Source organism: Streptomyces sp. WAC 04229, from assembly GCF_003947455.1.
GTDB lineage: Bacteria > Actinomycetota > Actinomycetes > Streptomycetales > Streptomycetaceae > Streptomyces.
Genome location: NZ_QHJH01000410.1, coordinates 1 through 1015, shown reverse-complemented (window position 1 = coordinate 1015; position 1015 = coordinate 1). Strand labels below are relative to the sequence as shown.

The 1015-nt window shown below is 67.7% G+C and carries 1 protein-coding gene; it reads left to right on the top strand.

Annotation, left to right across the window (positions count from 1 at the left end; genetic code table 11):
* Window positions 1-1015 (top strand): IS630 family transposase (locus tag DMH12_RS38585; protein ID WP_125495868.1); only part of this gene is annotated, 1015 nt, incomplete at its 5' end.

The window sequence follows — 1015 nt, the reverse complement described above, 5'->3', positions numbered from 1 at the left end:
ACGCCGGACGACCGCGCAGGGTCTGGCCAAGCGGGCACGGATCGTGCTGGCCTGCGCGGACGGACTCAGCAACACCGCGGTGGCCGCCCGGCTGGACACCGATCGTGGGACCGTTGCCCGGTGGCGGAGCAGATTCCTGCGTGACCGCCTTGACGGGCTGTCCGACGAACCCCGTCCGGGAGTGCCCCGCACCATCACCGATGCCCAGGTGGAGGAGGTGGTGGTGCGCACGCTGGAAGAGACGCCCGAAGGCGCCACTCACTGGTCGAAGCGGGAACTGGCCCGGCGGGTGGGGATCTCACCGACGAGTGTGCTGCGGATCTGGCGGGCCTTCGGGCTGCAGCCCTGGCGCACGGAGACCTTCAAGATTTCCCCAGACCCGCTGCTGACCGACAAGATCCGTGACGTGGTCGGGCTGTATCTCGCCCCGCCGGCGAACGCGGCCGTCTTCGCGGTCGACGAGAAGCCGCAGATCCAGGCCCTGGAACGGACCGCACCGGTACTGCCGATGATCCCGGGCACTCCAGAGCGCCGCAGCTTCGACTACGTCCGGCACGGCACCGTGGACCTGTTCGCCGCCCTGAACACCGCCACCGGCAAGGTGATCGGGAAGCTGTCTGCCCAGCACCGGGCGGTGGACTTCCGTGACTTCCTCGACGAGATCGACCGCCAGACCGAGCCGGGCCTGGCGGTCCACGTGATCTGCGACAACCTCTCCGCCCACAAGGCGCCGGTGGTCCACGAGTGGCTCCTGGCCCATCCCCGCTTCGAGCTGCATTTCACCCCGACCTACTCGTCCTGGATCAACCAGGTCGAGCGGTGGTTCGCCGAACTGGAGCGGCGCTGCCTCGAACGCGGCGTGTTCTGCTCACTCGACGAACTGAAGACCGCGCTCGAGGACTGGATCAAGAACTGGAACGAGCAAGCCCGGCCCTTCAAGTGGACCAAGACCGCAGACCAGATCATCGACCGCATCTGCCGCTACTGCGACAGGATCTCCGGACCGGGACACTAG